The organism is Limnobacter alexandrii (genome assembly GCF_005871185.1).
GTDB classification, from domain to species: domain Bacteria; phylum Pseudomonadota; class Gammaproteobacteria; order Burkholderiales; family Burkholderiaceae_B; genus Limnobacter; species Limnobacter alexandrii.
Genome location: NZ_SWKN01000006.1, coordinates 603,695 through 628,882 on the forward strand (window position 1 = coordinate 603,695; position 25,188 = coordinate 628,882).

General features: G+C 52.0%; 25 protein-coding genes. 9 read left to right on the plus strand and 16 right to left on the minus strand.

From position 1 onward, the window contains the following. Window positions 1–88: 88 nt before the first annotated feature. Window positions 89–748: a bifunctional 4-hydroxy-2-oxoglutarate aldolase/2-dehydro-3-deoxy-phosphogluconate aldolase gene (locus FCS97_RS03100; protein WP_171035146.1), complete on the minus strand. Its 660-nt coding sequence runs from the start codon at window positions 746–748 to the stop codon at window positions 89–91. A gap of 14 nt (window positions 749–762) precedes the next feature. Continuing rightward, on the minus strand, window positions 763–2,556 hold the full coding sequence (edd, locus tag FCS97_RS03105) for a phosphogluconate dehydratase (protein ID WP_138516482.1): 1,794 nt from the start codon (window positions 2,554–2,556) through the stop codon (window positions 763–765). 107 nt (window positions 2,557–2,663) lie between these two features. Between edd and zwf the strand changes: the two genes are divergently transcribed. Genes zwf through FCS97_RS03120 form a run of 3 tightly spaced genes read left to right on the plus strand, consistent with a single transcriptional unit; the run spans window position 2,664 to window position 7,679 of the window. After that, entirely contained in the window at window positions 2,664–4,130 is a 1,467-nt protein-coding gene (gene zwf / locus FCS97_RS03110; RefSeq protein ID WP_138516484.1) for a glucose-6-phosphate dehydrogenase, read from the plus strand. Next, window positions 4,127–6,871 (plus strand): phosphoenolpyruvate carboxylase, encoded by a 2,745-nt coding sequence (gene ppc / locus FCS97_RS03115; protein ID WP_138516486.1) that lies wholly within the window; start codon window positions 4,127–4,129, stop codon window positions 6,869–6,871. Before zwf ends, ppc begins: the two co-directional genes overlap by 4 nt. 13 nt (window positions 6,872–6,884) lie before the next feature. Then, window positions 6,885–7,679: an FRG domain-containing protein gene (locus tag FCS97_RS03120; RefSeq protein ID WP_138516488.1), complete on the plus strand. Its 795-nt coding sequence runs from the start codon at window positions 6,885–6,887 to the stop codon at window positions 7,677–7,679. Window positions 7,680–7,681: 2 nt separating this feature from the next. On the opposite strand, the gene FCS97_RS03125 is transcribed toward FCS97_RS03120, so the two are convergent. Further along, on the minus strand, window positions 7,682–8,902 hold the full coding sequence (locus FCS97_RS03125) for a cation:proton antiporter (RefSeq protein WP_138516490.1): 1,221 nt from the start codon (window positions 8,900–8,902) through the stop codon (window positions 7,682–7,684). Between the two features lie 111 nt (window positions 8,903–9,013). On the opposite strand from FCS97_RS03125, the gene FCS97_RS03130 reads away from it, so the two are divergent. Then, window positions 9,014–9,556: an NUDIX domain-containing protein gene (locus FCS97_RS03130; RefSeq protein ID WP_138516493.1), complete on the plus strand. Its 543-nt coding sequence runs from the start codon at window positions 9,014–9,016 to the stop codon at window positions 9,554–9,556. Here the strand turns inward: FCS97_RS03130 and FCS97_RS03135 are convergent. Together FCS97_RS03135 and FCS97_RS03140 are read right to left on the minus strand one after the other, a co-directional pair. After that, window positions 9,525–10,136 (minus strand): L-2-amino-thiazoline-4-carboxylic acid hydrolase, encoded by a 612-nt coding sequence (locus FCS97_RS03135; protein WP_138516495.1) that lies wholly within the window; start codon window positions 10,134–10,136, stop codon window positions 9,525–9,527. The genes FCS97_RS03130 and FCS97_RS03135 overlap by 32 nt on opposite strands. A gap of 9 nt (window positions 10,137–10,145) precedes the next feature. Continuing rightward, window positions 10,146–10,790, minus strand: a complete 645-nt coding sequence (locus FCS97_RS03140; RefSeq protein WP_138516497.1) for an MBL fold metallo-hydrolase — start codon at window positions 10,788–10,790, stop codon at window positions 10,146–10,148. Window positions 10,791–10,890: 100 nt separating this feature from the next. Between FCS97_RS03140 and FCS97_RS03145 the strand changes: the two genes are divergently transcribed. After that, window positions 10,891–11,220 carry a DUF2834 domain-containing protein gene (locus FCS97_RS03145; RefSeq protein ID WP_138516499.1) on the plus strand — a complete coding sequence of 110 codons (330 nt, stop codon included), beginning with the start codon at window positions 10,891–10,893 and terminating at the stop codon, window positions 11,218–11,220. Window positions 11,221–11,222: 2 nt separating this feature from the next. Here FCS97_RS03145 and FCS97_RS03150 read toward each other — a convergent pair whose 3' ends face one another. Beyond that, window positions 11,223–11,837 (minus strand): alternative oxidase, encoded by a 615-nt coding sequence (locus FCS97_RS03150; RefSeq protein WP_138516501.1) that lies wholly within the window; start codon window positions 11,835–11,837, stop codon window positions 11,223–11,225. Between the two features lie 199 nt (window positions 11,838–12,036). On the opposite strand from FCS97_RS03150, the gene FCS97_RS03155 reads away from it, so the two are divergent. Beyond that, complete coding sequence (locus FCS97_RS03155; protein ID WP_212746432.1) at window positions 12,037–12,510, plus strand: DNA damage-inducible protein D; 474 nt, start codon at window positions 12,037–12,039, stop codon at window positions 12,508–12,510. A 41-nt stretch (window positions 12,511–12,551) separates the two neighbouring features. Here FCS97_RS03155 and FCS97_RS03160 read toward each other — a convergent pair whose 3' ends face one another. Further along, a complete protein-coding gene (locus tag FCS97_RS03160) occupies window positions 12,552–13,919 on the minus strand; it encodes a flavin monoamine oxidase family protein (RefSeq protein ID WP_171035147.1) in 1,368 nt (455 codons plus the stop codon). Next, window positions 13,916–14,518, minus strand: coding sequence for a TetR/AcrR family transcriptional regulator (locus tag FCS97_RS03165; protein WP_138516505.1), 603 nt, complete (start codon window positions 14,516–14,518; stop codon window positions 13,916–13,918). The genes FCS97_RS03160 and FCS97_RS03165 overlap by 4 nt, the downstream gene beginning before the upstream one ends. A gap of 81 nt (window positions 14,519–14,599) precedes the next feature. Here FCS97_RS03165 and FCS97_RS03170 point away from each other — a divergent pair, with 81 nt between their 5' ends. Next, on the plus strand, window positions 14,600–15,601 hold the full coding sequence (locus FCS97_RS03170) for a pyridoxamine 5'-phosphate oxidase family protein (protein ID WP_138516508.1): 1,002 nt from the start codon (window positions 14,600–14,602) through the stop codon (window positions 15,599–15,601). Between the two features lie 10 nt (window positions 15,602–15,611). Here the strand turns inward: FCS97_RS03170 and FCS97_RS03175 are convergent, their stop codons facing one another. After that, on the minus strand, window positions 15,612–16,841 hold the full coding sequence (locus tag FCS97_RS03175; RefSeq protein WP_138516510.1) for an NADH:flavin oxidoreductase/NADH oxidase family protein: 1,230 nt from the start codon (window positions 16,839–16,841) through the stop codon (window positions 15,612–15,614). A 163-nt stretch (window positions 16,842–17,004) separates the two neighbouring features. On the opposite strand from FCS97_RS03175, the gene FCS97_RS03180 reads away from it, so the two are divergent. After that, window positions 17,005–17,418 (plus strand): MerR family transcriptional regulator, encoded by a 414-nt coding sequence (locus tag FCS97_RS03180; RefSeq protein ID WP_138516512.1) that lies wholly within the window; start codon window positions 17,005–17,007, stop codon window positions 17,416–17,418. Window positions 17,419–17,444: 26 nt separating this feature from the next. Here FCS97_RS03180 and FCS97_RS03185 read toward each other — a convergent pair whose 3' ends face one another. From FCS97_RS03185 to FCS97_RS03200, 4 genes are all read right to left on the minus strand, one after another. Further along, window positions 17,445–17,831 carry a hypothetical protein gene (locus tag FCS97_RS03185; protein ID WP_138516514.1) on the minus strand — a complete coding sequence of 129 codons (387 nt, stop codon included), beginning with the start codon at window positions 17,829–17,831 and terminating at the stop codon, window positions 17,445–17,447. After that, complete coding sequence (locus tag FCS97_RS03190) at window positions 17,822–18,877, minus strand: hypothetical protein (protein WP_138516515.1); 1,056 nt, start codon at window positions 18,875–18,877, stop codon at window positions 17,822–17,824. The genes FCS97_RS03185 and FCS97_RS03190 overlap by 10 nt, the downstream gene beginning before the upstream one ends. A 195-nt stretch (window positions 18,878–19,072) precedes the next feature. After that, window positions 19,073–19,354: a helix-turn-helix domain-containing protein gene (locus tag FCS97_RS03195; RefSeq protein WP_138516517.1), complete on the minus strand. Its 282-nt coding sequence runs from the start codon at window positions 19,352–19,354 to the stop codon at window positions 19,073–19,075. Further along, on the minus strand, window positions 19,344–19,658 hold the full coding sequence (locus FCS97_RS03200) for a transcriptional regulator (RefSeq protein ID WP_138516519.1): 315 nt from the start codon (window positions 19,656–19,658) through the stop codon (window positions 19,344–19,346). Before FCS97_RS03200 ends, FCS97_RS03195 begins: the two co-directional genes overlap by 11 nt. A 323-nt stretch (window positions 19,659–19,981) precedes the next feature. Here FCS97_RS03200 and FCS97_RS03205 point away from each other — a divergent pair, with 323 nt between their 5' ends. Continuing rightward, window positions 19,982–22,051 carry an ATP-binding protein gene (locus FCS97_RS03205; protein ID WP_246065785.1) on the plus strand — a complete coding sequence of 690 codons (2,070 nt, stop codon included), beginning with the start codon at window positions 19,982–19,984 and terminating at the stop codon, window positions 22,049–22,051. Window positions 22,052–22,062: 11 nt separating this feature from the next. Here the strand turns inward: FCS97_RS03205 and FCS97_RS03210 are convergent, their stop codons facing one another. The 3 genes from FCS97_RS03210 to FCS97_RS03220 all read right to left on the minus strand — a co-directional run bounded on the left by FCS97_RS03210 (window position 22,063) and on the right by FCS97_RS03220 (window position 25,140). Continuing rightward, window positions 22,063–23,601, minus strand: a complete 1,539-nt coding sequence (locus FCS97_RS03210) for an RNA-directed DNA polymerase (RefSeq protein ID WP_138516521.1) — start codon at window positions 23,599–23,601, stop codon at window positions 22,063–22,065. 91 nt (window positions 23,602–23,692) lie between these two features. Continuing rightward, window positions 23,693–24,040, minus strand: coding sequence for a hypothetical protein (locus FCS97_RS03215; RefSeq protein ID WP_138516523.1), 348 nt, complete (start codon window positions 24,038–24,040; stop codon window positions 23,693–23,695). A gap of 92 nt (window positions 24,041–24,132) precedes the next feature. Beyond that, on the minus strand, window positions 24,133–25,140 hold the full coding sequence (locus FCS97_RS03220) for a protein kinase domain-containing protein (RefSeq protein ID WP_138516525.1): 1,008 nt from the start codon (window positions 25,138–25,140) through the stop codon (window positions 24,133–24,135). Window positions 25,141–25,188 lie beyond the last annotated feature (48 nt).

Here is a 25,188-nt window from a genome sequence, read left to right on the forward strand (position 1 = left end):
TCGATAAGCGGAATCCAAGCCGATCGGGCAGTTAACCGGCAGGCGAGAGATCGGAACACAAGCCGATCGGGCCAAAAAGTTGGGCGATTTAAACCAGCACGGTGTTGTTCCACGCCGCCATTGCCAGCGCTGCACGCTGCTCAACCACCTTGGCCACATTGCCAACACCATCAAGCCCTGCTGTCAGCCAGGTGCCGCCCACGGCTTGCACTGCCTTGATTTCGCGCCACTGTGGCATGTTCTCCAGCGTCACACCGCCTGTGGGCACAATGCGTGCTGCGGCCAGTGGGGCAGTAATGCCTGCCAGTGCCTTGGGTCCGCCTGCTGCCATGGCGGGGAAAAACTTGAGTAATTCAAACCCCAACTCCAGCCCTCGCATTATTTCAGAAGCGGTGGCCGCACCGGGCACCCAGGCGTAGCCCTTCTTCAGTGCATGGTCAGCCAGCGTCTCGGTCAGGCCCGGTGAAATGAAGAGCGTTGCGCCCAGGTCGGCGCTTTGGTCAAATTGCGCAGGCGTTAATACCGTGCCCGCAGACAGGTTCATTTCCGGAAAGCGCTTGGCAATTTCGCCCAAGGCTTGCAGTGCCACCGGGGTGCGCAGTGTAATTTCAATCTGCGTAATACCGCCCGCACACAGGCCTTCGGCTATTTCAAGGCCCTGCTTTAAATCATCTATAACCACAACAGGCAACACGCCTTGGCGCAGCCAGTTTTTTGTTCGTTCCAAGCGAGTGTCCGGGGTGTTCATGGGTGTTCCTTGATTCATTGGGGAAACAGGTTGCTTGCGCCTTCTTCGGCGCTGCTCACGGTGTTGCGCCACACCTGAAAATATCCTCGGCCGTGGCTGACAGCCTGTGCGGGTTCGGCCATGGGTTCACGGCTGCTGAGGTCGGCTGTGGTGTTCAACACGCCTTCATTAGCATCCACCCGCACCACATCGCCATCGCGAAGCCGCGCAATGGGCCCATCGGCTTTGGCTTCGGGGCACACATGAATGGCGGACAGTACTTTGCCCGATGCACCACTCATGCGGCCATCGGTGACCAGCGCCACTGGCAAGCCTTGATCTTGCAGAATGCCAAGAATGGGTGTGAGTTTGTGCAGTTCAGGCATGCCATTGGCACGCGGGCCTTGGTGGGCCAGCACCACCACAACGGGTTCGGTAAACTCACCCTTGTTGAAAGCGTCAATCACTTGATGTTGGTCAGTGAATACACGGCAGGGCGCTTCTACAAATCGATGTTCTTTTTTGACGGCCGATACTTTGCAAACTCCGCGGCCCAGGTTGCCTTTCATCAGGCGAATGCCGCCATCGGGCTGAAAGGGGTTGCTGTGGGGGCGCAGCACTTCGGTATTGCGCGATGCACCCGGTTTGCGCGTTGAAAATACTTCCGTGGTAGGTAACACTTCGGCCACGGTGTCGGCCATGGGGGTGCCCCACACAGTGGGCGCTTCACCGTCGACATAGTCGCCGTCAATCAGCGTAGCCAGCAAACCTGCGGTACCGCCTGCGGCCTGAAATGCGTTTACATCTTCAGTGCCGTTGGGGTACACGCGGGTTAACAGCGGCGTGACGCTGGAAATGGTTTCCAGGTCGGTCCAGTCAATCAAATAGCCAGCCGCACGGGCCACGCTAATCCAGTGAATGGTGTGATTGGTGGAACCTCCCGAGGCCATCAGGCCCACCAGTGCGTTCATCAGGCAGCGGGAATCTACCAGTGTGCCCAGTTTCAATGCCGGGTTGCGTGTGGCGCTTTCAATGGCGCGTACGCTTTCACCGATCAGTGCCTGGCGCTGTGGGCTGCTGGGCGGCTCGAACGCACCACCGGGAAACTGCAAACCCATGAAATCCAGCATCAGCTGATTGGAATTGGCCGTGCCATAAAAGGTGCAGGTGCCAGGGCTGTGATAAGCCTTTTCTTCAGACTGCAACAGGGTTTCGCGCGAGGCTTTGCCTTGTGCGGCCAGTTGGCGGGTTTTGGCTTTTTCTGAATTGGACAAGCCTGTTTCCATGGGGCCTGCCGGGATAAATACAAACGGCAGGTGGCCAAAGCCAAGCGCACCGATGAGCAAACCCGGTGCAATTTTGTCGCACACGCCCAGCAAAATGGCGCCGTCAAATACATCGTGTGACAAGCCCACACAGGCAGACAGTGCGATTACATCGCGTGAAAAAAGCGACAGTTCCATGCCCTCGCGGCCTTGGGTGACACCGTCGCACATGGCCGGTGTGCCGCCCGCCACTTGAGTGGTTGCGCCCATTGCGCGTGCGTGTTGGGCAATCACTTCAGGGTAAACCGCAAATGGCTGATGGGCCGACAACATGTCATTGTATGCAGTCACAATGCCCAGGTGCGGTGACTTGTGTAAGGAAATAACTCGCTTGGTGCTGCTGGGGAAAATTGCTGTGGTGTGGGCCAGGTTGGCACAGCCAACAGCAGTGCGGTTTTGTGGGCCTTGTGGCAGGTTGTTCAAATAGGCTGTGCGCGTGGCTTTGGAACGTTGTTCAATGCGTTCGCGAAGCGCAAGCAGTGTGGGATGTAGTGTGGTTGCCATTGCACAGACCTTGATGAGATTGCTTGTAGACTCCAGGCGTTTGTAACATAATTACAAAAAATTATCAATTAATGTAATCGACTTGATCGAGATGAACGGATCCAAAAATGACTGACAATTCTCCCTTGCCCGTTGGCGCTTTCACCTTTGTGCTGCATGGTGCAGGCGGCGATCTGGCCAAGCGCAAAATTATTCCGGCACTGGCGCATTTGGCCAAGTCGGGTTATTTCTCTGCCGAGTCCAGAATCATCTTCGCACAACGCGAGGTATTAACGCCAAACGAGGCTTTGGCGCAGGTGGATACTTTTCTGAAAGCGGCAGGCGACGAGGCGGCCCGCGAATCTATTCCTGCCTTGCTGCCTTACTTGCACACCTTGCAGGTGGTGTTGGGCACGCCTGAATCGTGCCGCGCCATGGCCAATGCCGTGGCGGGCAGCCCGGAACCTGTGGTGCACTATGCCGCCCTGCCTTCTTCCCGTTTTATTGATTTGATCAATTGCATTCCAACGGTGCGTGATCCTGAAAAGCTTCGCCTGGTGCTTGAAAAGCCTTTGGGTTTTAACGCGAAAGAATCTGCCTTGATTGAAGAAGCGGTGGCCGCCAAGCTGGATGAATCGCAGGTGTACCGCATCGACCATTACCTGGGCAAACAGGCAGTGCAAAACATGTTGGCCTTGCGATTGGGCAACCGTATTTTTGAGCCACTGTTAACCCGCGAACATGTGGCCTATGTACAAATTACAGTGGCTGAAGATTTGGGCGTTGAAGACCGTGCCGGTTTTTATGAACATGCTGGTGCGCTGCGCGACATGGTTCAAAGCCATATTTTGCAGTTGCTGGCCATTGTGGCCATGGAGCCCCCGGTTAGCCTGGAGGCCAATTCCCTGCGCGATGAAAAACTGAAGGTGCTGCGTTCATTGAAAGTGCCCCAAATTACGGGCATTCCGGAGATTGTGGTGGGTCAGTATGGCGAAGGTTATGTGAAGGGGCATCCCGTACCCAAGTACCGCAATGAGAAGGGCGTGGCAGCCAATTCCACCACAGAAACCTATGTGTCGTTTCGCACCGAAGTGCAAACCTGGCGCTGGGCGGGTGTGCCTTTTTTGGTGCGCACGGGCAAACGCATGCCGCGCCGTTTTGCAGAAATCGTGATTCAGTTTCGCGATGTGCCCAAACCTTTGTTTGAACCGGTCGGTGGGCAGTGGGTGGGCAACCAGTTGGTGATTCACTTGCAGCCCGAAGACAAACTTGAATTGAAGTTGCTTGCAAAAACACCGGGCGAGCGGGAACGTTTAAAACCTGTCTCGCTGGATCTGGACTTTTTCAATACCTGGCGCATTCCCGTGCGTGATGCTTACGAGCGTTTGATCACTGACATTCTTCGTGGTCGCCTGGGCCTGTTTTTACGACGGGATGAGGTGCAAACCCAGTGGCAATTCGTGGACCGTATTTTGAATGATTTGAAAAGCCACGGCATGGAACCTGTGCCTTACACCAGCGGCACGTACGGGCCTTCATCGGCCACCGCCATGGCTTTGCGGGCTGGCGCGTTGTGGTCGGAGGACGGCTTGTGATCGAGGACAAAGATTCCCCGTTGCGGGAGGACATTCGCCTGCTGGGCGCGCTGCTGGGTGAAATTATTGCTGAGCAACAAGGTTTGACCGTGTTTGCAGCCATTGAAGAAGTGCGGCAACTGTCGGTGCAGTACCGTCGGTTTGACGACAATGCGGCACGTGCCAAGCTCGAGGCACGGCTTGAGGCCTTGTCGCAAGACGAAACCATTTCTTTGATACGCTCGTTTTCGATTTTTTCAATGTTGAGCAACATTGCCGAAGACTGCCACTTGATTCGCCGCAACCGCGAGCATGAACTTGCAGGCATGCCAGCACGCGAGGCCAGCCTGGATTACACCATTCCCGAGCTGGACCGGGTTGGTGTCAACCGCGATGCGGTGCTTGCTCGTTTGAAGCAAACCGAATCGGTGCCTGTGTTGACTGCACACCCCACCGAAGTGCAGCGCAAAAGTGTGCTGGATGCGCAGCAAAGCATTATTGCGTTGATTCGCCACCGCGATGAAATTCGTTTAACGCTGGAGGAAAGCAAGGCCTGGCGGGATGAACTGAAAGCCGCAGTGCAGCGCCTGTTTCAAACACGCCTGCTTCGCCGGAACAAGCTTAGCGTAATCGATGAAGTGAACAACGCGCTGGCTTACTTTGATTCCACCTTTTTTGCGCAGGTGCCGCAAGTGTACAGGCGCTTGCAAAGCCTGTTGAATTTGCCAAGCACCGACAATTTTTTACCGGTGAATGAAGACCCCTTGGGCAAGGTGCTCACCGTGGGTTCATGGATTGGCGGGGATCGCGATGGCAACCCATTTGTAACCGCGCAGGTGCTAGACACCACCTTGAAAATTCAAAGCCGCAAAGTGCTTGAGCATTATTTGGCCGAGGTGAATTGCCTGATCCGCGAATTCAGTGTGACCGATTACTTCTTGAAACCCAATCCGCCACTGACCGCTTTGGCGAACACCTCAGGCGAAGACTCTGCACACCGCCAGGATGAAACCTTGCGCCGCGCTTGTGTGGCAATTCGAAACCGCGTTCAGGCCACGCTGGTTCAGTCGCAACAAGGCGAAAGCGTGGCGCTGGCCTACCTGAATGCAGCGGATTTGCTTGCAGACTTGAATGTGATGTACCAGGCCTTGAGTGACAACGGCATGCAACGTATTGCCGAGGGGCGTTTGGCCTTGTTGGCGCGCAAAGTGAAAGTATTTGGCTTCTCGCTGATGGCACTTGACCTTCGCCAAAACAGCGATGTGTTTGAAGAAGTGGTGGACGATTTGTTCAGGCAATCAAGCTTGGGGCAAATTAATTACCTCGCCTGCAGCGAAGACAAACGAATTGATTTGCTGTGCGCCGAACTGCGCACGCCGCGTTTGCTGTTCAGCAATTCTTTGCAGTACAGCGAACGCACCCATTCGGAAATGGCAATTTTTAGAAAAGCCAAATTGGCGCATCAAATACTCGGTGCTTCGGCCATTCAGAATTGCATTATTTCCAAAACCGCGTCGGTTAGCGACCTGCTGGAGTTGGCGGTGCTTCTGAAAGAGGCGCATTTGCTGAATGTGGCCCAAGGTGAATTGGCGGTCAACATAGTGCCGCTGTTTGAAACCATTGGCGATTTGCAAGCGGCCCCTGCAATTATGGCGCAGCTGTTTGATATTGCAGAGTACCGCGCCTTGGTGGCTTCACGCGGGCATGTGCAGGAAGTGATGCTGGGTTACTCTGACAGCAACAAGGACGGTGGTTTTGTGACATCGGGCTGGAGCCTGTACCAAGCCGAAATTGGTTTGGTGGATGTGTTTGCAAAACACGGCATTAAAATTCGCCTGTTCCATGGCCGTGGGGGTTCGGTGGGCCGTGGCGGTGGTTCCAGTTACCATGCCATTCTGGGTCAACCGCCGGGTGCGGTGGATGGGCGAATTCGCCTGACTGAACAGGGCGAAGTGATTGCTGCCAAATACGGCATTGAATCGCTGGGCAGGCGAAACCTTGAGGTACTTGTTTCTGCAAACCTGATGGTGTCTGAGCACACTGAACTGACGCGCGAAGTGCCTGCCAAGTACCTGGAATTGATGGCGCAGTTGTCGGAACACGCATTCAATGCCTATCGTGATTTGGTCTACAACACCGAAGGATTTTTGGCGTACTTCAAACAGTCCACAGTCATTTCTGAAATTGCCAGTTTGAACATTGGCAGCCGCCCTGCTTCACGCAAGGCCGATTGGACCATCGAAGACTTGCGCGCTATTCCGTGGGTGTTCAGTTGGGCGCAAAGCCGCGTGATGTTGCCAGGCTGGTATGGTTTTGGTACGGCTGTGGCTGCCTTGCGCAACAGCTTGGGCGATGCCGACTTGCAACAACTTCAAGCCATGGCCAAACAATGGCCTTTCTTTAACACGATGCTGTCAACCTTGAACATGGTGTTGGCCAAAGCCGACATGGCGATTGCATCGCGCTACGCAGCCATGGTGGAAGACCCGGCGCTGCGAGAAAAAATATTCGGCAGCATTGCTGCCGAGCATGCGCGCGCTGTGGAAGGGCTGTTGTGGTTGACTGGACAAGATGAATTACTGGCCGACAACCCATTGCTTAAACGCTCCATCGAGGCACGTTTTCCTTATGTGGATCCATTGAACCATGTGCAGGTGGAGTTGCTGCGCAGGCACCGGCAAGGCGAGGCCGACGAACGGGTGGCGCGGGGTGTACATTTGTCAATCAACGGCATTGCCACTGGTTTGAGGAACAGTGGTTAGCAGGGAGTGAATTGTGGAAACCATACACATTGCCGACTGGAACGAGTTTGTTGCCTTGACTTCAGAATGCGATGGCTGGGCATTTCGGGGTTTGCAAGACGCGGACTGGCCCCTGCTCAGTTCCTTGTCGCGATACCTTCAGAATTATGTGCCCGACAAAGCATCCTGGCGGTCGCGTGAAGAACGCGCCTTTCGAATTTTCCGCCGCAAAGCACACAACTATTTACCCGATGCCAGTGTGCTCGACGACGACATTCGCTGTCTTGCATTGATGCAGCACCACGGCGCACCCACGCGCATGCTCGACTTCACCAAGTCGCCTTTTGTGGCCGCATTTTTTGCATTGGAACGAGCAGTAAAAAATTCGGCGGTGTTTGCGCTGGACACACCACGCCTTTGGATGGCCACGCCCATCAACAATGCCACCCTGCACCGCGACATGATCGACCCGCGTATTCCCGGTAACTTTGATCGTTATTTTGCGACGAACGCCAACGACATCATGTGGGTGGGCGAGCCCGACCAAATGGACAGGCGGCTGGTGGCGCAATCGGGTACTTTTGTGGTGCCGGGTGTGCTGGACAAACCGATTGATGAAATTATCCAGCAGTACGAAACCGGCCCGGCGATGTTGCGCAAATTTATTTTGCCAGCCGGCATTCGCAAAGAGGCCATGCTGGCCCTGTACCGAATGAACATTACCCACGCCACCTTGTTTCCAGACCTGGATGGTTTGTCGCGCTCAATTTCCTATGAGCTTGAAATTACCTGGCCGGGGCATGTGATGGCCGCAAAAAACAACGGCTAATTTCACTGGCGGTTTTCCTGCCTGTATTCCTCAAGCTTGTTGCCACGATACACCTGCTTGAAAAACACAGGGGTGAGGAAGGTGGTCACAATGCCCATTAGCACCAGTGTTGAAAACATGGTGGGGCCGATAAAACCGTTTTGGTAAGCAATGCCGGCCACCACCAATTCCATCACGCCACGGCCATTGAGCACGGCACCCAGGCCCAGTGCCTCACGGTGGTCCATGCCCACCATCAAGCCGCCCAACCAGCCCGCGAATAGCTTGGTGACAATCGACACCACGATGACAATCAGGGGGAATTCCCACTCGGTCAGACTGACCAATTGCAATTCAAGCCCGAGGTAGGCGAAAAATATGGGCGCGAGAAAGCCGTTGGTGATGGACCCTAAGGTGCTTTGCAGATCCTTGTAGCGCGAGGCGATGAAGTGTTTCTTGTCGAGAAATAGTGCACCAAAAAATGCACCGATCACGAAATGAAATCCCAAGGCTTCACTGATGGTGCCAAACACCAACACAAACACAATCACGATACCAAACAAGGCTTCGGGACCAAACACTTTGATCATCGACTCTGGCAAGGCTTGCACATTCACATTGCGTTTTTCAAGCCAGCTTAGTAACTGATTCAGCCCCACAACCACCAGACCCATGGCCATCAGTTTCAATGTGGCAATGCCCACGGCGACGCTGGCGTCACCCAGGGTGAGTGTTTCAGGCAGGTTCAACACAATGCCCAAAATAAACAATGCAGCCACGTCGTTCACCACAGCAGTGGCCAGCGAGAACTTCGCGATGGGTGTGTGCAAAATGCCAAGGCTGTCCATCAGTTTTACGGCCACAGGCAATGCGGTGATTGAAATGCACAGGCCCAGAAAGATCATGCGCATGATGTCTTGCCCGAATGCGGCAGCCACCAATACGCCACCCCCGAAAGGAATGAGAAAGCTGATGGCAGCCAACATCAGGCCACGGCCTTTCATCGCGCCCACAATGTCAGAGAACTGCATTTCAAGGCCAGCATTCAGAATAATCAGGAACACGGCCAGTTCAGTAACACCTGCCAAGGCTTGGTTGGGTTCAATCAAACCCAGAATGGCCGGGCCTAATAACACACCAGCCAGAATTTCGCCGATCAGCTCTGGTTGGTTGTAGCGCGCAAACAGGCGGCCAAACAAACGGGCAACCACGATGAGCAATAAAAGGCTTGATAGCAGCGACATGGCGAGGCAAATAAAACGATGGCGATCGAGTTTACCATCGGCAAGCCTAGGGTTAACTCTGGGGTGTGAATGTGATCAAATGTGGCGTCTGATCCATTCAAAGTCGTGAACATGCCCAACTCAGAAAAACACCTTGAGGAAACCTGCATCACCAGTACACGGGTGTTTGACGGTCATTTGATGAAAGTGAACCAGGACCGGGTTCGCCTACCCAACGGCGAGGAATCAGTGCGCGAATACACTGTACACCCCGGTGCTGTGGCCATTATTCCCATACTGGACGACGGTCGTTTTGTGATGGAAAGGCAGTTTCGCTACCCCCTGCATCGTGTGTTTCTGGAATTTCCGGCTGGCAAAATTGATCCCGGTGAAGACCCCGTTGCCACTGCTCACCGGGAATTGCTGGAAGAAACCGGATATGTGGCGCAAACGCTGGAATACATCACCACCATTCACCCGGTGATTTCCTATTCAACTGAAAAAATTGAGTTGTATGTGGCGCGGGGCCTGACCTTGAAGGAAAGGCAACTGGACCACAATGAGTTTCTGGATGTGGTGCTGGTTGAGCCTGCCGAGTTAATGCGACAAATCAAGGCGGGTGAAGTGAGTGATGTCAAAACGATTATTGGGGCGTTTTGGGTGGCACAAACCTGAAGTCGCACAAGGGGTGTTCTTGCGCAATGGTTTGCTTGCGTTGCAGCTGCAAACCCCATTGGGCTGCCATTTGGTAATCAAGGCTGCATGCGGCATGGCGGGTTAGTTCCGGAACGCCCTGCTGTTTGAAGTAATTGGCCAGCGGGCAAACTGTGACATCGAAAGCAACGGTGCTGTTGTCGGCGTGAACAGTGCGCGCAAATGGCTTGGTGAACATCACCGCGAACATAAGATCAGTCAGCAAGCGTGCACGTTTCAGCGAGTTCGCGGTTCGCAAGCGCGACAACTTGAACCCCAATTCAATTGGTGGGCCAAACAACTGCCAGTTGATGGTTTCAATCAGTTGGCCAGCCTCTGCTGGTTTCATTCCATTCTCCAGCGCGGCGCGGTACAGCGCCAAGTCCCATTCCATGTATCGAACAATCAGGCCCAAGCCAAGCGTGTGTGGCGGGCGAGAGTTTTTCAGTTCAAGTTGAATGCGTTGCGCAGTCTGCCACACTGGCGCAGGCACTGCCGGTTTGGCGCGTTGGCCAAAGGCATGGTTTGGAAAATAAAACCGCAGTGCGGCCAGCAGGTTCATGGCCTGGATTTAGAACTGAAGGTCGCGCACATACGGATTGCTTCGGCGTTCCTGGCCAAAGCTGCCCTCTGGCCCGTGGCCGGGAATAAACACCGTGTCGTTGCCCATGGGCCACAGGCGGTTGCGAATACTGTCGATCAGGGTTTCATGGTCGCCACCGGGGAAGTCGGTGCGGCCCATGCTGCCCACGAACAAAACATCGCCCACAAAGGCACGTTTGGCTTGTTCTGAATGAAACACCACATGGCCTGGTGTGTGCCCGGGGCAGTGGCGAACATTCAGGGTGCAATTGCCAATTTGAACGGTGTCGCCATCGGCCAGCCAGCGGTTGGGTTTGAAAGGCTTGCTCAAGGGGAAGTTGAACATGCGGCTTTGATCAGCCAAGCGGTCAATCCAGAACTGGTCACCTTCGTGTGGGCCGATGATGGGCAGGTTCAGTTGTGCGGCCAGTTCTGCCACCCCACCCGCATGGTCAATGTGCGCATGGGTCAGCCAAATGGCTTGTAGTTCAAGATTGCGGTCTGCAATTGCCTTGGTCAGTTTATCAAGATCACCACCCGGGTCGATGATCGCCGCCTTGTTGGTTTCGCTGCACCACACGATGGAACAGTTTTGTGCAAACGGCGTGACAGGGATGGTGAGGTACTGAAGCATGTTGCAAGGCTTTGGGTTGGCGTGGAGATATAGTAGTGAAATTGTGCAGGTGATTCAAACAAACAACATTCAATTCAACTGAGAGAGGGGCTTGGATTTTATGGGGACACAGGCGTATCGCGGTTTGCTGCTTGTATTGGCAGTGGCATTTGCTGTGGCATTTGCCTTGGTGTGCATTCCACCGTTTATTGAAAACCCCGACATTATTGGCGCGTTCGCGGGTGGTTTTGTGAATCCGTATGCATCGGGTTATGCAATCGATATTTTCTTCACCTGGGCCGTGTTGGCCGTGTGGGTGATGTACGAAGCCAAGGTGAAGGGCATTCGCCACGGCTGGGTTGCCTTGCTGCTGGGCGTGGTGCCCGGTGTTGCCACCGGGTTTGCGGTGTACCTGCTGATTCGCTTGAAGCAGGAAAAAGCAGGCGCTTGAAGTTAAACCAGTAGTGGGTGATCGGCCATGTCGTGGTTTACATCGGCATGGCCTTGTTCATCTTTGCGCACAGCGATAACAACATCGCGTAGCTTGGCGTCGGCGGGCAATTTGTAATAATCAATCGCAATTTTCGGTGCATCGATATTCTCGATTCGCCCGGCGTCAATTTCAGCCAGGTAGTCGGTGTAGCTGATTACTGCCTGGTTTTCGAAGTAGCCCACCATGCGGTGCGCGGTTTTTGGAAAAAATACATACAGCACGAAATAGAAGTGCCAAAACACCAGTTGGGCAAAAAGTACCAACAGCCGTTCGCCCATGCTGGGTTTTGCAATCTCGATGAAAATCATCAAATGCATGCGTTCGTTTTCGGCTTCTTCAAGCAGGGTGCGAATGGTGGGGCCATAGCCGGTTTTCATTTTCCGCAAGCTTTTCAGGTGAATCCACATGCCGGCCACCATGCCCGGTACGCCGGCCACGGTTTCCAGAATTACCGCGCGGTGCCCATAGCGCTTGGCAAAGAAGGTGTCCGCAAACCAGCGAAAAAACATGGTGAGTGATTTGGCGAAACGGTCTGAGAAATCTTTGGGTGTGGGCTCTTGAGGCAATGCTTCCATGTGCTCTACTCCTGAGGTGTGACGACAGCGCTTTGATTTACTTTTTGAATCAGTCTACGCCTGTTGACGTGGGTGGGCTAGCCCCGGGTAATGACAGGCGGGACCTCATTTTTGCCTTTGACAGGGGAATTTGGATACTGCTAACTTGGCCAAATAAATTCTGGCTTAACGTAAGTAGAGCCGAAAGGTTGGGATAAAAATGAAGAACGATTTAATTCAGAATTTGACGGAAAGCTTTGAAGGGCACGCTCAGGCAACTGAGAAAGAGTTGTCTGACATTATTTATGAACAAACTGGCGGCAGTGAAAATTTCGCGTTGATACGAAGCAAAGGAGATACCGCATTGTTTGGTAAAAATACCAAAGCAATGAAAGCCCAATGGAAAGTACCTGATAATCGCCCTTTGGCTGATTTCGCACCTACTATCATTTTGAAGGCCAAAGACTTTGCCACCGAAATTACCATTCATAATGCCCGTGAGCAGACGATGAGCCAAGAGCAAGAGATATCTCGTGAGCATGTCACCAACAACGAGGCTGTTCGGCAAACATTGCTCAGTCGAGGGATTCGGCCAGAGAGTCTTCCGCCAGCCGAAGATGTAAAGAAAGTAGAACGTCGACTTACCTCAGCGGAAAGGAACGCAATCATCAATCCTGATGCGTTAGAGGAATGACGGTTTGATCCATTGCGGTTACAAATCTTGGGGTAATCAGATCACTGGTCATTGGCAAGCCCTTCCAACACCTCCCGTGCCGCTCTTTCCCCGGCCTGTAATGCGCCTTCAATGTAACCCGCCCATTCGGTGGCGGTTTCGGTGCCGGCCCAGTGAATGGTGTGGTGCGGTGTGCGAATCCACTCCCCGTAATGAGTCATGACCCCCGGGGGCGCGAACGCCCCGTAACAGCCCTTGGACCATTCTTCTTGGGTCCAATCCTCATCCACGTAATCCACCGGATTTAATGCCTGTTCACCGAAATGCTCTGCCAGCATATCGACAACGTGCTCGCGGCGCTGTTCCTTGCTTGAATCGCCAATATGCACTGCATGGTCTGCCTCGAAAAAACCGGCAATCAAACCGAGTGGGCTGTCGGGCGGCGACACATCAAAGCAGGGTGATGCGGGCTTGTCGTCTCGAACAATGCTGCCGTTAAACCCCTGCTGTCGCCAAAAAGGTGTGGGGTAGGCCACCCAGAACTTGATCACGCTGCCCATGTTGACCCGGTTGTGTAATGCAGCTTGTGCACTGGGTAGTGGCGGCGTGATGTTGATTCTATTCATCAAGGTTGGCGGCACGGCAACAATGACGCGCTTGGCGCGGTATTGGGCCAGGCCGGTAGCTACCACTGCCTCGGTTGAACTGACATCAATCGAGTGCACCGCTTCATTCAGGTGCAAATGGTCACCCAGTTCTTGAGCCATGTTTCGCGCGATTTGGTGCACGCCACCATGAAACAGCAAATTTTGCCCACCACCTTCGTCAGCGGAAATCATGGCCTCAAGCCCGCCACCGCCTTTGAGATACACCAGAAAAAACAGCATGGAAACCTGTGGGGCTTCCGCGCAAAACACCGATGCGCAGATGACACGAATCAAGGCACGCAAGCGTTCTGACCCGGTGGCTTTGCAAAGCCATGCTTCCACGGACAATGAATCCAGTTCACTGGAGTTGACGCTATTCCATGGATCGGCGTCATTCACCGTGGACAGCAGGTGGTTCAATTTGCGCAACAACAAATACGCCTGAATTTTCTCGCGCAAGCTCAGTAGTTGTGTGAAATCTTCTCCGTTGACCACGCCCTGTTTGCCCGCCATGGAGAGCACCGATTTGCCTTTCAAAAAAGTTGGGTAACGTCCAATACCCATGGTGTCTGCTAGGGCAAACAATCGAGTTTGGCTGGGGGCCAACCACATGCCACCCAGGTCAATGTCCAGCCCGGCGATTTGGCCGTGCTTGGTGCGCCCACCTACTCTGTCTCGGGCTTCAAGCACCAGCGCGTTTTTGCCGTGGCTTCGAAGTGTGCGTGCAGCATTCAGGCCGCTGAACCCAGCCCCAATCACAATCGCATCCCACAGGGAATTCACGCCCGCTCCTTCAGCGCTTTGCAATGGCTCAGCAGCAGGCTGACACCCAGATTCAGTGTTTTCTTGCAGACAGACTGATTGCGAGTGCTGAGGTATTGAACAATGACACCGTCCATCAAGGCCAGGCCCATGCGGGCAATTTGTGTGATCTCTGTTTTCGAAATGCGGCCGCAATCCAGTTTGGACACGGCATCTGCCAGTTGCTTGATGTAGCCCTCATATTGCATTTTGGCAATCTCGCGCGATTCAGCACGCGCAAGTGCCGACAAGGTGAGTTCCATGTGGGCGCGTTGGCGATCGGGGTCGCGCACCGTGTGTTCAAAATAGGCTTTCGCCATGCTGGTAATGGCGTCTTCAATTGTGGCGCAACCTTGAACCGCGCGTTCGACCACTGCGTACACATCAGCTTGTAAAGCCAAATGCAAGGTCATCATGAGTTCGTCTTTGCCCGAGAAGGCATAGCTGACTGCGGCTGGGTTGATGTTGGCTTCAGCGGCAATGTTGCGAACCGTGGCTTGTTCTATCCCATCGCGGGCGATAACACGCAACAGGGCTTGTTGAAGGCTTTCCCGTTTGTCTTGAAGAGAGACTCGTTGCATGTTTTGCACGCTTGCTGTTATGATTGGCCGAAGCTTAAGTTAAACGATCGTTTAAGTCAAATGTTTAAGAGGGGTGTAAATATGAAACTGACCACCATTGAGCAGGTACAGAAACGCGTGGGCATATCGCCTGCACCCCGAGACTTGAAAGTGATTGATTATGTGGATGAACACGCCTTGCGGTGGTTGTCGCATTGCAGCTTCGCCTTCATCGCTTTGGGTGAAGGCGCAAACATTCGAGTTTCTGCTGCGGGTGGGGCGAAAGGTTTTGTTTCTGCTGAAGGTTCAAAGGCCTTGTCTATTTCACTGGATGCACTGGATAACAGCAGCCTTGTTCAATCAGGCATTTCTTTTGGCGCGCTGTTCATGGTGAGCGGCATGGAAGAAACCCTGCGCGTGAATGGCAAGGTTTCAAGCGTGGCAAACGGCAAAGCCTGCTTCGAAGTTCAAGAGTGCTACTTGCATTGCGCCAAATCGTTCAAGCGTTCCGATTTCTGGATGCCACCATCGATTGGGCAATCGGAAGCAGATGTGGCAGACTTTCTTCAGCAGGCTCAATTTTTGGTGTTAGCCAGCATCAATGCAAGTGGTGAAGCTGATGTTAGCCCAAAGGGCGACCCCGCAGGTTTCATGATCCAAGAGCACGATGGTTATATCTGCTTTGCAGACCGACCCGGCAATCGACGAATCGACAGCTTTCACAATATTCTTGAGCAACCTTCTGTGTGCCTGTTGGTGATGGTGCCCGGCGTTGCGCAGGTGCTTGAGGTGGTTGGTACAGCCGATCTGTGTGTTGATGAAGCCTTGTTGGATCAGTTCGAGGTGCAGGGCAAAAAGCCCAACCTGATTACTCGCATCAAACCCACATCTATGACAATGCTTTCAAGCGAAGCAATTTCCAACTCGGTGTTGTGGCCTGCCAAGGAAAGGCCTGTCGATTTGGTTCCGGCAGACATATTCAAGGCGCACATTCAGCGAAGCAAAGAAAGTTCGATACAGGCAAAGATTGCGCGGGCGGCGGTGTCTTTGCCTGGTGCCATGGAGAAAGGGCTGCAGTTCGATTACAAGAAGAACATGTATTGACTGCTTGAATTTAAGCCTGCGCCACCCACTTTCTATACTGCCTGGTTCTGAAGAAGGTGCCGAATTGTTGTTGCAGCAATGCAAAGGCCGGGCTTACATTTGCGTTTGGGTCCCGACCAAGGCTGACCCTGTTTAACTGGTGCTTCACCATGGCCATGTAAGCCAGCGACGCCAGCACTTTGTTGTTCCAGGTAATCGGGCGCAGTTCGGGCACGCTGGCCTGGCCTTGTTTCCACTCTTCAGGCAAATTGGGGTTGAGTGCCAATGCGGTGGCAATGCCCACCAGGCTGATGCCCTCGGTGGTCAGCACTTGCTCGGCCACGGCTTGGCGGCGAATACCGCCCGTCACCATAATGGGCACGGTGGCCACTGTGGCAATGTCTTTGGCAAACTCAAGAAAATAAGCCTCGCGGGCCAGGGTGCGGCCATCGCGCGCGCTGCCTTGCATGGCAGGTGCTTCATAGCTGCCACCTGAAAGTTCAATCATGTCCAGCCCCAGCGGGTTGAGCATTTGCACCACCGCTTTGGCGTCGTCTTCACTAAAGCCACCGCGCTGAAAGTCGGCCGAGTTAATTTTGACAGCCACTGCAAATTGGCGACCCACCGCAGCGCGAATGCCCTTCACCACATCGACCAACAAGCGTGCGCGGTTTTCGATCGAGCCACCCCATTGGTCCTTGCGCTTGTTCGTAATGGGCGACAAAAACTGGCTGAGCAAATAGCCATGCGCAGCATGAATTTGAACGCCATTGAAACCAAATTGTTCAGCAAGCACAGCGGCTTTAATAAACCGGTTTTTGATGTCGTCGATTTCCCCTGCGGTCAGCTCACGCGGCGGCGTGAACTGTTTGGAAAAGTTGCCCAAGTCCATGGCCACTTCAGAAGGAGCGACAGTGGCTTGCCCCAAGTTGGCTGGCATTTGGCGGCCAGGGTGGTTGATCTGCATCCACACCTGCGCGCCATGCGATTTCGCCGCTTTGGCCCAGCGTTCAAACTGCGCAGCCTGCGAATCGTTTTCCAGCACCACACCGCCCGGGCCTGTCATGGCTTGTCGGTGCACCATCACATTGCCGGTAATCATCAGGCCCACGCCACCGGCAGCCCAAGCACCGTACAGGCGTATCAATTGTTCGGAAGGGGCTTGGTCGGCATTGGCCAGGTTTTCTTCCATGGCGGCTTTGGCCAAACGGTTGGGAAGCTGGGTGCCGTTGGGCAGCGTGAAGGTGTTGAAGAGGCTCATGTGGTTCTCCAGGGTTGCAATGGAGCAAACAATAAGCTTAAAGTGAACTTGAGGGTCAATACCCAAGAGTAAAAAAACTACATGCGGTTGGCGGATATTGACCTTCAAGTCCACTTGAATCTTAAACTGCGAAAGCAAATACCTTTGACAGGACATTACTCCCATGAAAATTGGCGAATTGGCCAAGCGCAGCGGTTTGTCTGCGGCCACCATCCGGTTTTACGAATCCAAGGGTTTGATAACCGCAGTTAGCCGCAAAGCGAATGGTTACCGCGAATATCCGCTGGAGGCTGTTGCAGTGTTGAACATTATCGCCAACGCACAGCAAACCGGTTTTACGCTGGATGAAATTCGACAGGTGATGCCCGGTAATTTGAGCAACTGGAAGCACGAGGAACTGGTGGGCATGTTGAAGAAAAAAGTGGCCGACATTGAAGCCATGGAATTGAAGTTGGCTCAAGGCAAGTCGCAGTTGCAAAACATGATCAAGCTAATCGAAGGCAAGCCCGAGGACATGGATTGCGACGACAATGCCAACCGTATTTTGCGGGACATGGGAATTTTGAAGGCGGGTTAGCCGCGAGCGTTTGGTCTGCGGCTTTATTAATGCAAACCCAGCTTGGCTATTGCTGCCAATATTCCAATCGCAATGCACACCGAGAATAAATAGCCCAGTACCACATAAACAAACAAACGGCTTGCAACATTGAACCACAGTGGGACTTGCTTGTGCATATCACCGAAGCCACGCACTCTTCTAAAAATGGGTATCGAGATCGCCAGCGAAAAGAGCAGTGTACGTATCCAGCTTGAAGGGAAATATCGATAGGCAGCTGACTCAAACTCGCTGAAATGAGGCGGGCGCACATATTGATCGATCACCGATTGGGGGGTCAACCAAGTCAGTAACGTTAAACTCAATGGCAACATAACCGGGATAATCACGATGCTGAACCCAATGACCCACATGGTAATTTCGATCATCTGCATAGCTGACCTACGCCGGTCGCACTGACCAAATCCATTTTGTTTCCAAATTGATCATATAGAAACTGACCACTGGTTTTGCCTGCCTCTTGTGCAAAGTAGCCACCCGCAGCAGATGCAATCAAGGCAACGCCCCAACCCACCGGGCCGCTAACAACCAGTGCTCCGACTGCAATACCTGCCAGAATTCCGCCTGCGGAGCCAACAATTAAGCCCATTCCGTCTACCCAAAGTAGTTCATTTTTCCTCTGATTGTCTCTGGCGGAAGCAATCTTCCCGCACGCCCCTGCCACTCCAAATCCGGTAAGCAACACGCCGCCAGTTTTCGCAAACTTGCTCAGTTTTGCCATCCGCTCGGCATGCTTGACGAACACTGGCGATGGGTTTACACCCACCGCGCGGTTTTGATACAGCACGTTGAATGAATTCTGCCCACCGTGCATGTGGCGCCCCATCCACCCTAATTTCTTCAGGTAATTGTTCAATATGTCCTGCTGGCGCAACTGGTATTGGCGAGCACTCAACTTACCCGCCAAGCGTTCACTGTTCAATTGCTGCAACTGTCCAATTACACTTCGGTTTTGCGGTCCACTCAAATAACCCAGAACCCCCAAGCCCAAACCTGCAAAGTCGGTGACATGCTGGGTGTCGTTGCTTATCCTGGCCAGAAATTCATACATTCCACGCTCCGCTGGGTCTGCGGGTACAAAGTTGCGAGCGGTATCTATCAGCGCAAACTCACCCCCGCCATTCACCACTTGGCGAATGCGTGCTTTTACAACATTGGGGTTCATGCAAAAAATGGTTTCGGGGTCGTGTGAAATAAAATCAAGCGTGCGCGGGGCGTGGCTGCCCAAGGCCATTCGTGGGTTTTTCACGTTGGGGTTTAGTGCAATCAAGTATTCCAGCAAGGTTGAGAAAATCGGCTCTTGCCCCGGCAAAATTCCATAGCTGTGAGTGATCACGTCGTACAAGGAATGTTGAGGCTGTGGAATATAAAACGCGGGCTTGGTGAGTGACAGTTTTCCGAAGCTGGAATTGAACATCATTAAAGAGGAGAGTTGCCGAATTGGGCATTCAAGCTTTTATGGGAAACACTGTCAAAAAATGCAGATTTGAGTCGCTAAAAGTAGGTAGGCATGAAAGGTTGATTAATTTGGCAAAAGCCACCGCTCCCCAGAATGACATCGCCAGCATCTGGATTACTGGCAATCCACTTGATGAATTCAGTATATTGACGCTTCTTACGCGCCGATCTCTCGCAGCACTTCAGGATGACTAACCGCAACTTTTAGCAGGGTTTTTGCCGCACCAGTTGGGCTGCGGCGGCCCTGTTCCCAATCCTGCAAAGTGCGCGCAGAGACACCTAACAAAGAGGCAAATGCTTGCTGAGACAATCCCATTTTGGCACGCGCTTCTGCCGCTGGAGATAACTCGACTTGGCTTGTACGTGCGGCCTTGCCTTGGCGCATTTGTTTCACAGACTCAAGTAAGTCATCTTGAAATTTTTTCATTTCAGAGTCCATCTTCTACTCCCTTTTTCAATTCAGTTAAAAAGGCGGTCGGAAGCTTATCGAACTTGGCCTTTTTGTACACGATGAGCAGCCAAATTGCCGCTTCAGTCGCATTGAAATAAATTATCCTAGCGCCATCTCGCTTACCTTGGCCAGCAGATGACCAACGAACTTTCCTACACCCACCGCTTCCAGGAATTACGTCGCCCGCATCTGGGTTATTGGCAATCCAGTTGATGAATTCAATACGCTCGATATCTGACCACACATCACTGGCGTATTTTTGAAATATTGGGGTTTCGGCTACGGTCCTCACACACGAGAATATACGGCAATGCCGTATATTTGACAATACCTTGGTAGAGTTAGGGGCTGATATTCGGCCGGAGCGGACATTCAAACCTTACCGTTAACTGTCGGCAATCGGCTAAAAGCGTACAGTTACAGAAGTCAAAAATGGTGGAACAGCCAGAAGTGTGCTATCAACTTAAAATTACATTGTTTACCAGCAAAAATAGTAGCTTTTAGGCCGGATTAATGTATTCGATGGCTATATCAAAGCCGATGTAGGTAGAGTGTTGCAGGAGACGCCGCCGCGATTCGGCACTGCTTCTCTCGGAGCAACGCCGGCGCACTCATTTGGTCTATGTAAGTTGTGCCGATTTACAGACAGCGCCGCACCCATCACAGAAAACATGGGATGAAGATGTTGGCGATAGACTAGACGATGCTTTGGGAGACATGGTGGCCGATTCTTCAAATACTAAAAACTTGCAGCAAGAAGATCTCTTCTATGAAGACAGATTTCTTGAGAGCTGGGCTGGCTCTATCATTACCAATCCGAGCACCGCGATTGTTGAACTTGTCGCCAACTGCTGGGATGCATACGCCACTGAAGTCAGCATAACTTGGCCCGACCCGAAAAATCACCAGCAATTTTCCATCTCTGATAATGGAAAGGGAATGACACATGCAGAATTTGATTATATCTGGCGAGCTCTATCCTATAACCGCATAGCCAAGGGTGGCGATACATCGGCACCGCCTCCTGGTGTAGAAGGTATTCCGCGGGTCGTGTTCGGCAAGAATGGAAAAGGGCGGTTTGCCAGTTTTTGCCTCACAAAAAGCTACCAAATTACGTCAATCAAAGATGGTCAGAAGTTCGTCTGTAAAGTGAGCAGGACACCCAGCAGGCCACTTGTTACCAAACTTGTGGAGTTCATCGATAAAGGTGTGAGCGGACATGGAACGACAATCACAGGTGAAGGTGATATCCGACAAATCAACCTGTCCGTAGAGCAAGTACGTGAACTTCTGGGGGGGCGGTTTCTTGCAAATCCTTCGTTCAAAGTTATTCTAAATGGCACTCCCATTTCATTTGCCGACATCAGCGGGTCGTCTCTTTCTGTTTTAGACGTTGAGGTTCCAGGTTACGGTACGGTCAAGATCTACCACATCGACACGCGAAAAGCCGACAAGACTACGAAGCAACATGGCATCGCGTGGTGGGTCATGAACCGTGCTGTAGGTGAATGTCGTTGGCGTGGTGCTGACGTTGAACGCATTCTCGACGGAAGGACGGAGAAGGCCAAGCGCTTCACCTTTATCGTTCAGGCTGATTTCCTCAATAAGGCGAACGCCGTTAAGGAGGACTGGTCAGGCTTCGTTGAAGAAAATCCAGCGTGGGAGGCAACTAGGCCAATTGTCCAAGACAAAATTCGAGAGATCATTGGCAACACCAGTGCGGCTGAACGCGAGGATAAGCGTATGGCGGTCCTTGACCGAGTGGGGCAGTCGGTCAACACCCTCCCTCTTTTGAGCAAGGATCGCGTCACTGCATTCGTTAACGAGGTTGTGAATATCTGCCCAAACTTCGGAGAGCAGGAGATCGTGCAGCTAGCTAGTATTTTGGCCAAACTAGAGAAGAGCAAGTCACAATATGGTTTGCTAGAAATATTGCATAATCAGGACCCGCACAATCTAGATGCCCTTCACGAAGTTCTAAGCCAGTGGACCATTGGCATGGCAAAGATCGTCCTTGACGAAATTCAAGGTCGCCTTAAAGTAATTAACGAACTACGTATAAAGATTCAAGTTGCGGGTATCGATGAGGTTAAGGAACTCCAGCCACTTTTTGCCAAAGGCTTGTGGATGTTCGGAGATAAATTTGAATCTATACATTTCACGTCCAACAAAGGCATGACAACGGTCATTCGCGAGCTTTTTGACGGGAAGGCTGACAAGGCTTCATTAAACAGACCAGACTTCGTAATCCGTGGTGATAGCAGTACTGGTTTTTACTCCCTTCCATCCTATAACGACGATCATCAAGAGGTGGGTGTGGGTCACCTCGTAATTGTTGATCTCAAGACTACCAAGCTTCCACTCGGGTCCAAGGAAAAGGAGCAAATTTGGAAGTATGTGAAAGAGTTGAAAAAAAAGGGGTATATCCAGCCTGACACACGGGTTGATGGCTTTATTCTTGGGGATCAGATTGAGAGTGGTGAGGGCGGCACCCGCACCGAAGACAACGAGAAAGTGAAGATTCAGCCATTGTTGTACAGCGTCATATTGAGTCGGGCTGAACAACGCCTTCTGAAGCTCTATGAGAAGGTCAAAGAAGCTCCATTCCTTTTGTCGCAGCAAGAAGAGTTGGATAAGTTTATTGAGCCCATAGATGTGCAACAGCTAGGCCTGCTGGAGAGGTAATCCGGGGAGACTCAAACGCCCTTCGCCCACTTGGCTAAAGCCTTTTCAAAAGGTCTTTGCAAAACCTGCCGGTTCAAAAAGAACTTACGCTCATCCTTTGCTAAGCCAGTTACAGCAAAGAGCATAGCCCGCCTTTGCCATGGGTCCATTGAACTAAAGTCCTCCTTTAGCTCACGGACCCAGTCATGAGCATTATTCATACGCGCTGCCAAAATCACCTCGCGCCGAATAAATGCATCGGCGGATTGAAACATAGCTCGCAATTTGTCGAAATGATTAATGTGCTCGTTGCGTGTAAAAGAGCTAATTATCAATAGCCTGAAATACTCGCTTGTTTTGACCTCTGGTTTCTTTAGTAGTTGGAGAAGCTTCGTTCCAATTTGCTTCCAATCCTTCGCGGGAATTGACTGGACTGAGCTGAGGTAGAAGCAGATATTGGCAAAACAAGGACCCAAAGAATCCAGGTTCTCCAATGATACTTTTATAGCTCCGGGGTGGCCGATCTGAGCGAGCCGGCGATAGAACCAGCGCAAGCGAATGTAGTCCACAGGCTCTGCGGAAATGTAGTCTTCGATGACCGTTCTGATAGATTCTTCAGAGATGGAAGCCCAGTCATCGGGCGATACCTGCGCGAACGAGATCGTTTTGTAGGGATCCCCTCCCGAGTATTTTCGAATGATTTTGAGCAATGATCTTTCGTCCGCATTGATCGGGCGATCCTCGATCATCTCTGCGCAAATACGGCGGAACTCACTGGGCTCATAGAATTTGGTCTTGTGTCGTTGCAATGTGAGTCGTTGTTGCTTATCCAAAACGGTTGCGATGGTAGAGAGGGCGGCCCTTGCCTCTCTCTCGTTCTTGCAGAAGACCACCATGTCATCCGCATACCGAATATGACGGATGCCCGCCGACGCCAGGCTGTTATCAACGGGAATCAAGGTGGCCTCTGCTATCAGATGAATCGGATGAGGTCCCACCGGCACACCTCTGGAAACCCCCGCAGTCGTTGACTCAAGTAAGCCGACGATCCACTTTATTGCTTGATTCGGTAGTTCAGCCGCTATCAGTTGATTCTCGACTGTGTGGTGGTACACCTGATTGTAGAAATCAGCGACATCACAGTAAAGGATGTGGCTGTACTTGGCTGCACCACGATCTGCTGCCGTCCAAAAGTTATTCCAAGCGTTTTTGTTACTGTACAGCCCCTCGTCTGGCGTTGGATTGAATCTGTAGCTGAATACACGACGAGCATCCAGTCTTAGATTTTCGATTTGCTGCCCGAATTGATAAACTAGTGCTGAGAGGATGATCGAGTCTTGCGGGTCTAATTGAGTGGCTTGTCTGTAAGAAACTTCATCTTTAGGTACCAAAAATCGGCGACAGCTACCGGCGGGTAAAGAACTGAGGTCAGCTTCTACGATTTGCTGGACAAAATGAGACTTCTCAGCGACCACGGCTTCGATTTCCAGTACTCTGGGAAAAAGGTCTCCGTCCGAGTGCATATGCACGAAGTCAAGAGCCCAAGCAACTGAGGCGGCATCGAGTACCATAACTTTGACCTGTAAGACTTAATTTGTTTTTTCGAAGAATAACAGTGATGTCCGCTTACGCCAATAATACCAATCGATCGTAGGCATGGCGTCAGAGCGCAACCCATACCCCAATGAAAGTAATAAGGCCGCCTACGAATAAAAGAGCCGAGGAGCCGCCTAATAGCCACCAGACTGCTTTTAACTTCTTCTCACGCTCATCATGATGAGGCTTATTTAACAAAGAAAAGTGAAAGAAGAAAGTAATAGCAGGCAGAAACGCAGAGACTAAGAAGCAAGCTAAAGCACCAACAGCGAAACGTTCAAAACCAAGGTAGGCAGGCTTGTCTAATAAGGTCTGAACAAAAGCCAACAAGGCAACTGTAGCCCCACCGCCTAGAATAGACAATCCTTTGGCTCCTTGAGATATCAATCCATGAAGGCGTTCAAGTGCCCGCATGTTTCTATCGTGTGCGAGCTAACGCTCTAATATTCCCCTTTGATCACTGATTTCTTTACTCATTAACAGCCCTTGATTACTAATGATAAGCCCTACTGCATTGAACTCTGGTTGATCTGACTGCACATTGATCCTCGGCCTTGTGCCATCAAAGATAATGCTTGGGCGGCCGCCGCTTCATATAGCTCCAGCGTTTGTTTGTTGACCTTATCGCCAGCATCGAGAATGTTATGCATGCGCCTAAGGCGCGCGTTGATTCTGCGAGCAAGGCGGTCCTCAGTTGTGATGCCGGTCTTTTTTATTTGTCTAAAGACAACCTCAAGATTGAAGAACGGATTTTGTGTGACTAGATCTGATAAAAGATCGGCATTGTCGCTCCGGCGATCCCAGTCTACAAGTCCGTAGACAATCCCCAGATACTTAACGACAACTTGAAGAATGGTGAGCGTATCTCTGTATCCGAGGCAGAACGGGTGCCGCCAAAGTTGATCGAAGCTCTCTTGAGCGAAAAGGCGACTTGCCGTCTGAAGTATTAGCTTGGCTTCCCTTGCTTCAATCTTTGAGTGGTCAGCCCAGAATTCGCTCGTCCCGGCGTCAGCTATCTTCGTGCCGGAAATATTTGTTGCGACTAATAGATTACCGAGATGTGGATCCCCGTGAATGCCGCCTAAGTCATGTATGTAGCGTAATGCATCAGCGTAAAGGCTCCACACCGTGAGGCGGGCCTCAGTAGACTGATTGTGCTTTATCCATTCCTTACCAGAAACTCCAACGATCATCTCCATAACGCAAAATGGATGATTTTCTATCCTGCCAAAGGTGTATGTAGATACGATAAGCGGGTGATTCAGGCCCGCAATCTTTGACGCCTCAGACTGAGCCCGAGTGATACCTTGTCCATTCCAGACCTTGATAGCTACCTTCCGACTGAGTGCTTCGTCGAGTGCTTCGAATACAACTGCATTGGCACCGTGTCCGACTACTCGAAGCAATTGGTAGCCAGGAATTTGCATCGTGCGCCCGTCTATTCGAATTGATGCACCTACAAGTTCGGGTTGGCTAAGTTTCATATTTTCGCTGTCGGCTACACGTTTGGGCATAGTCTTTTTACTAAATAAAGTTTTAATTCACTTACCTGCGCGGCTTTT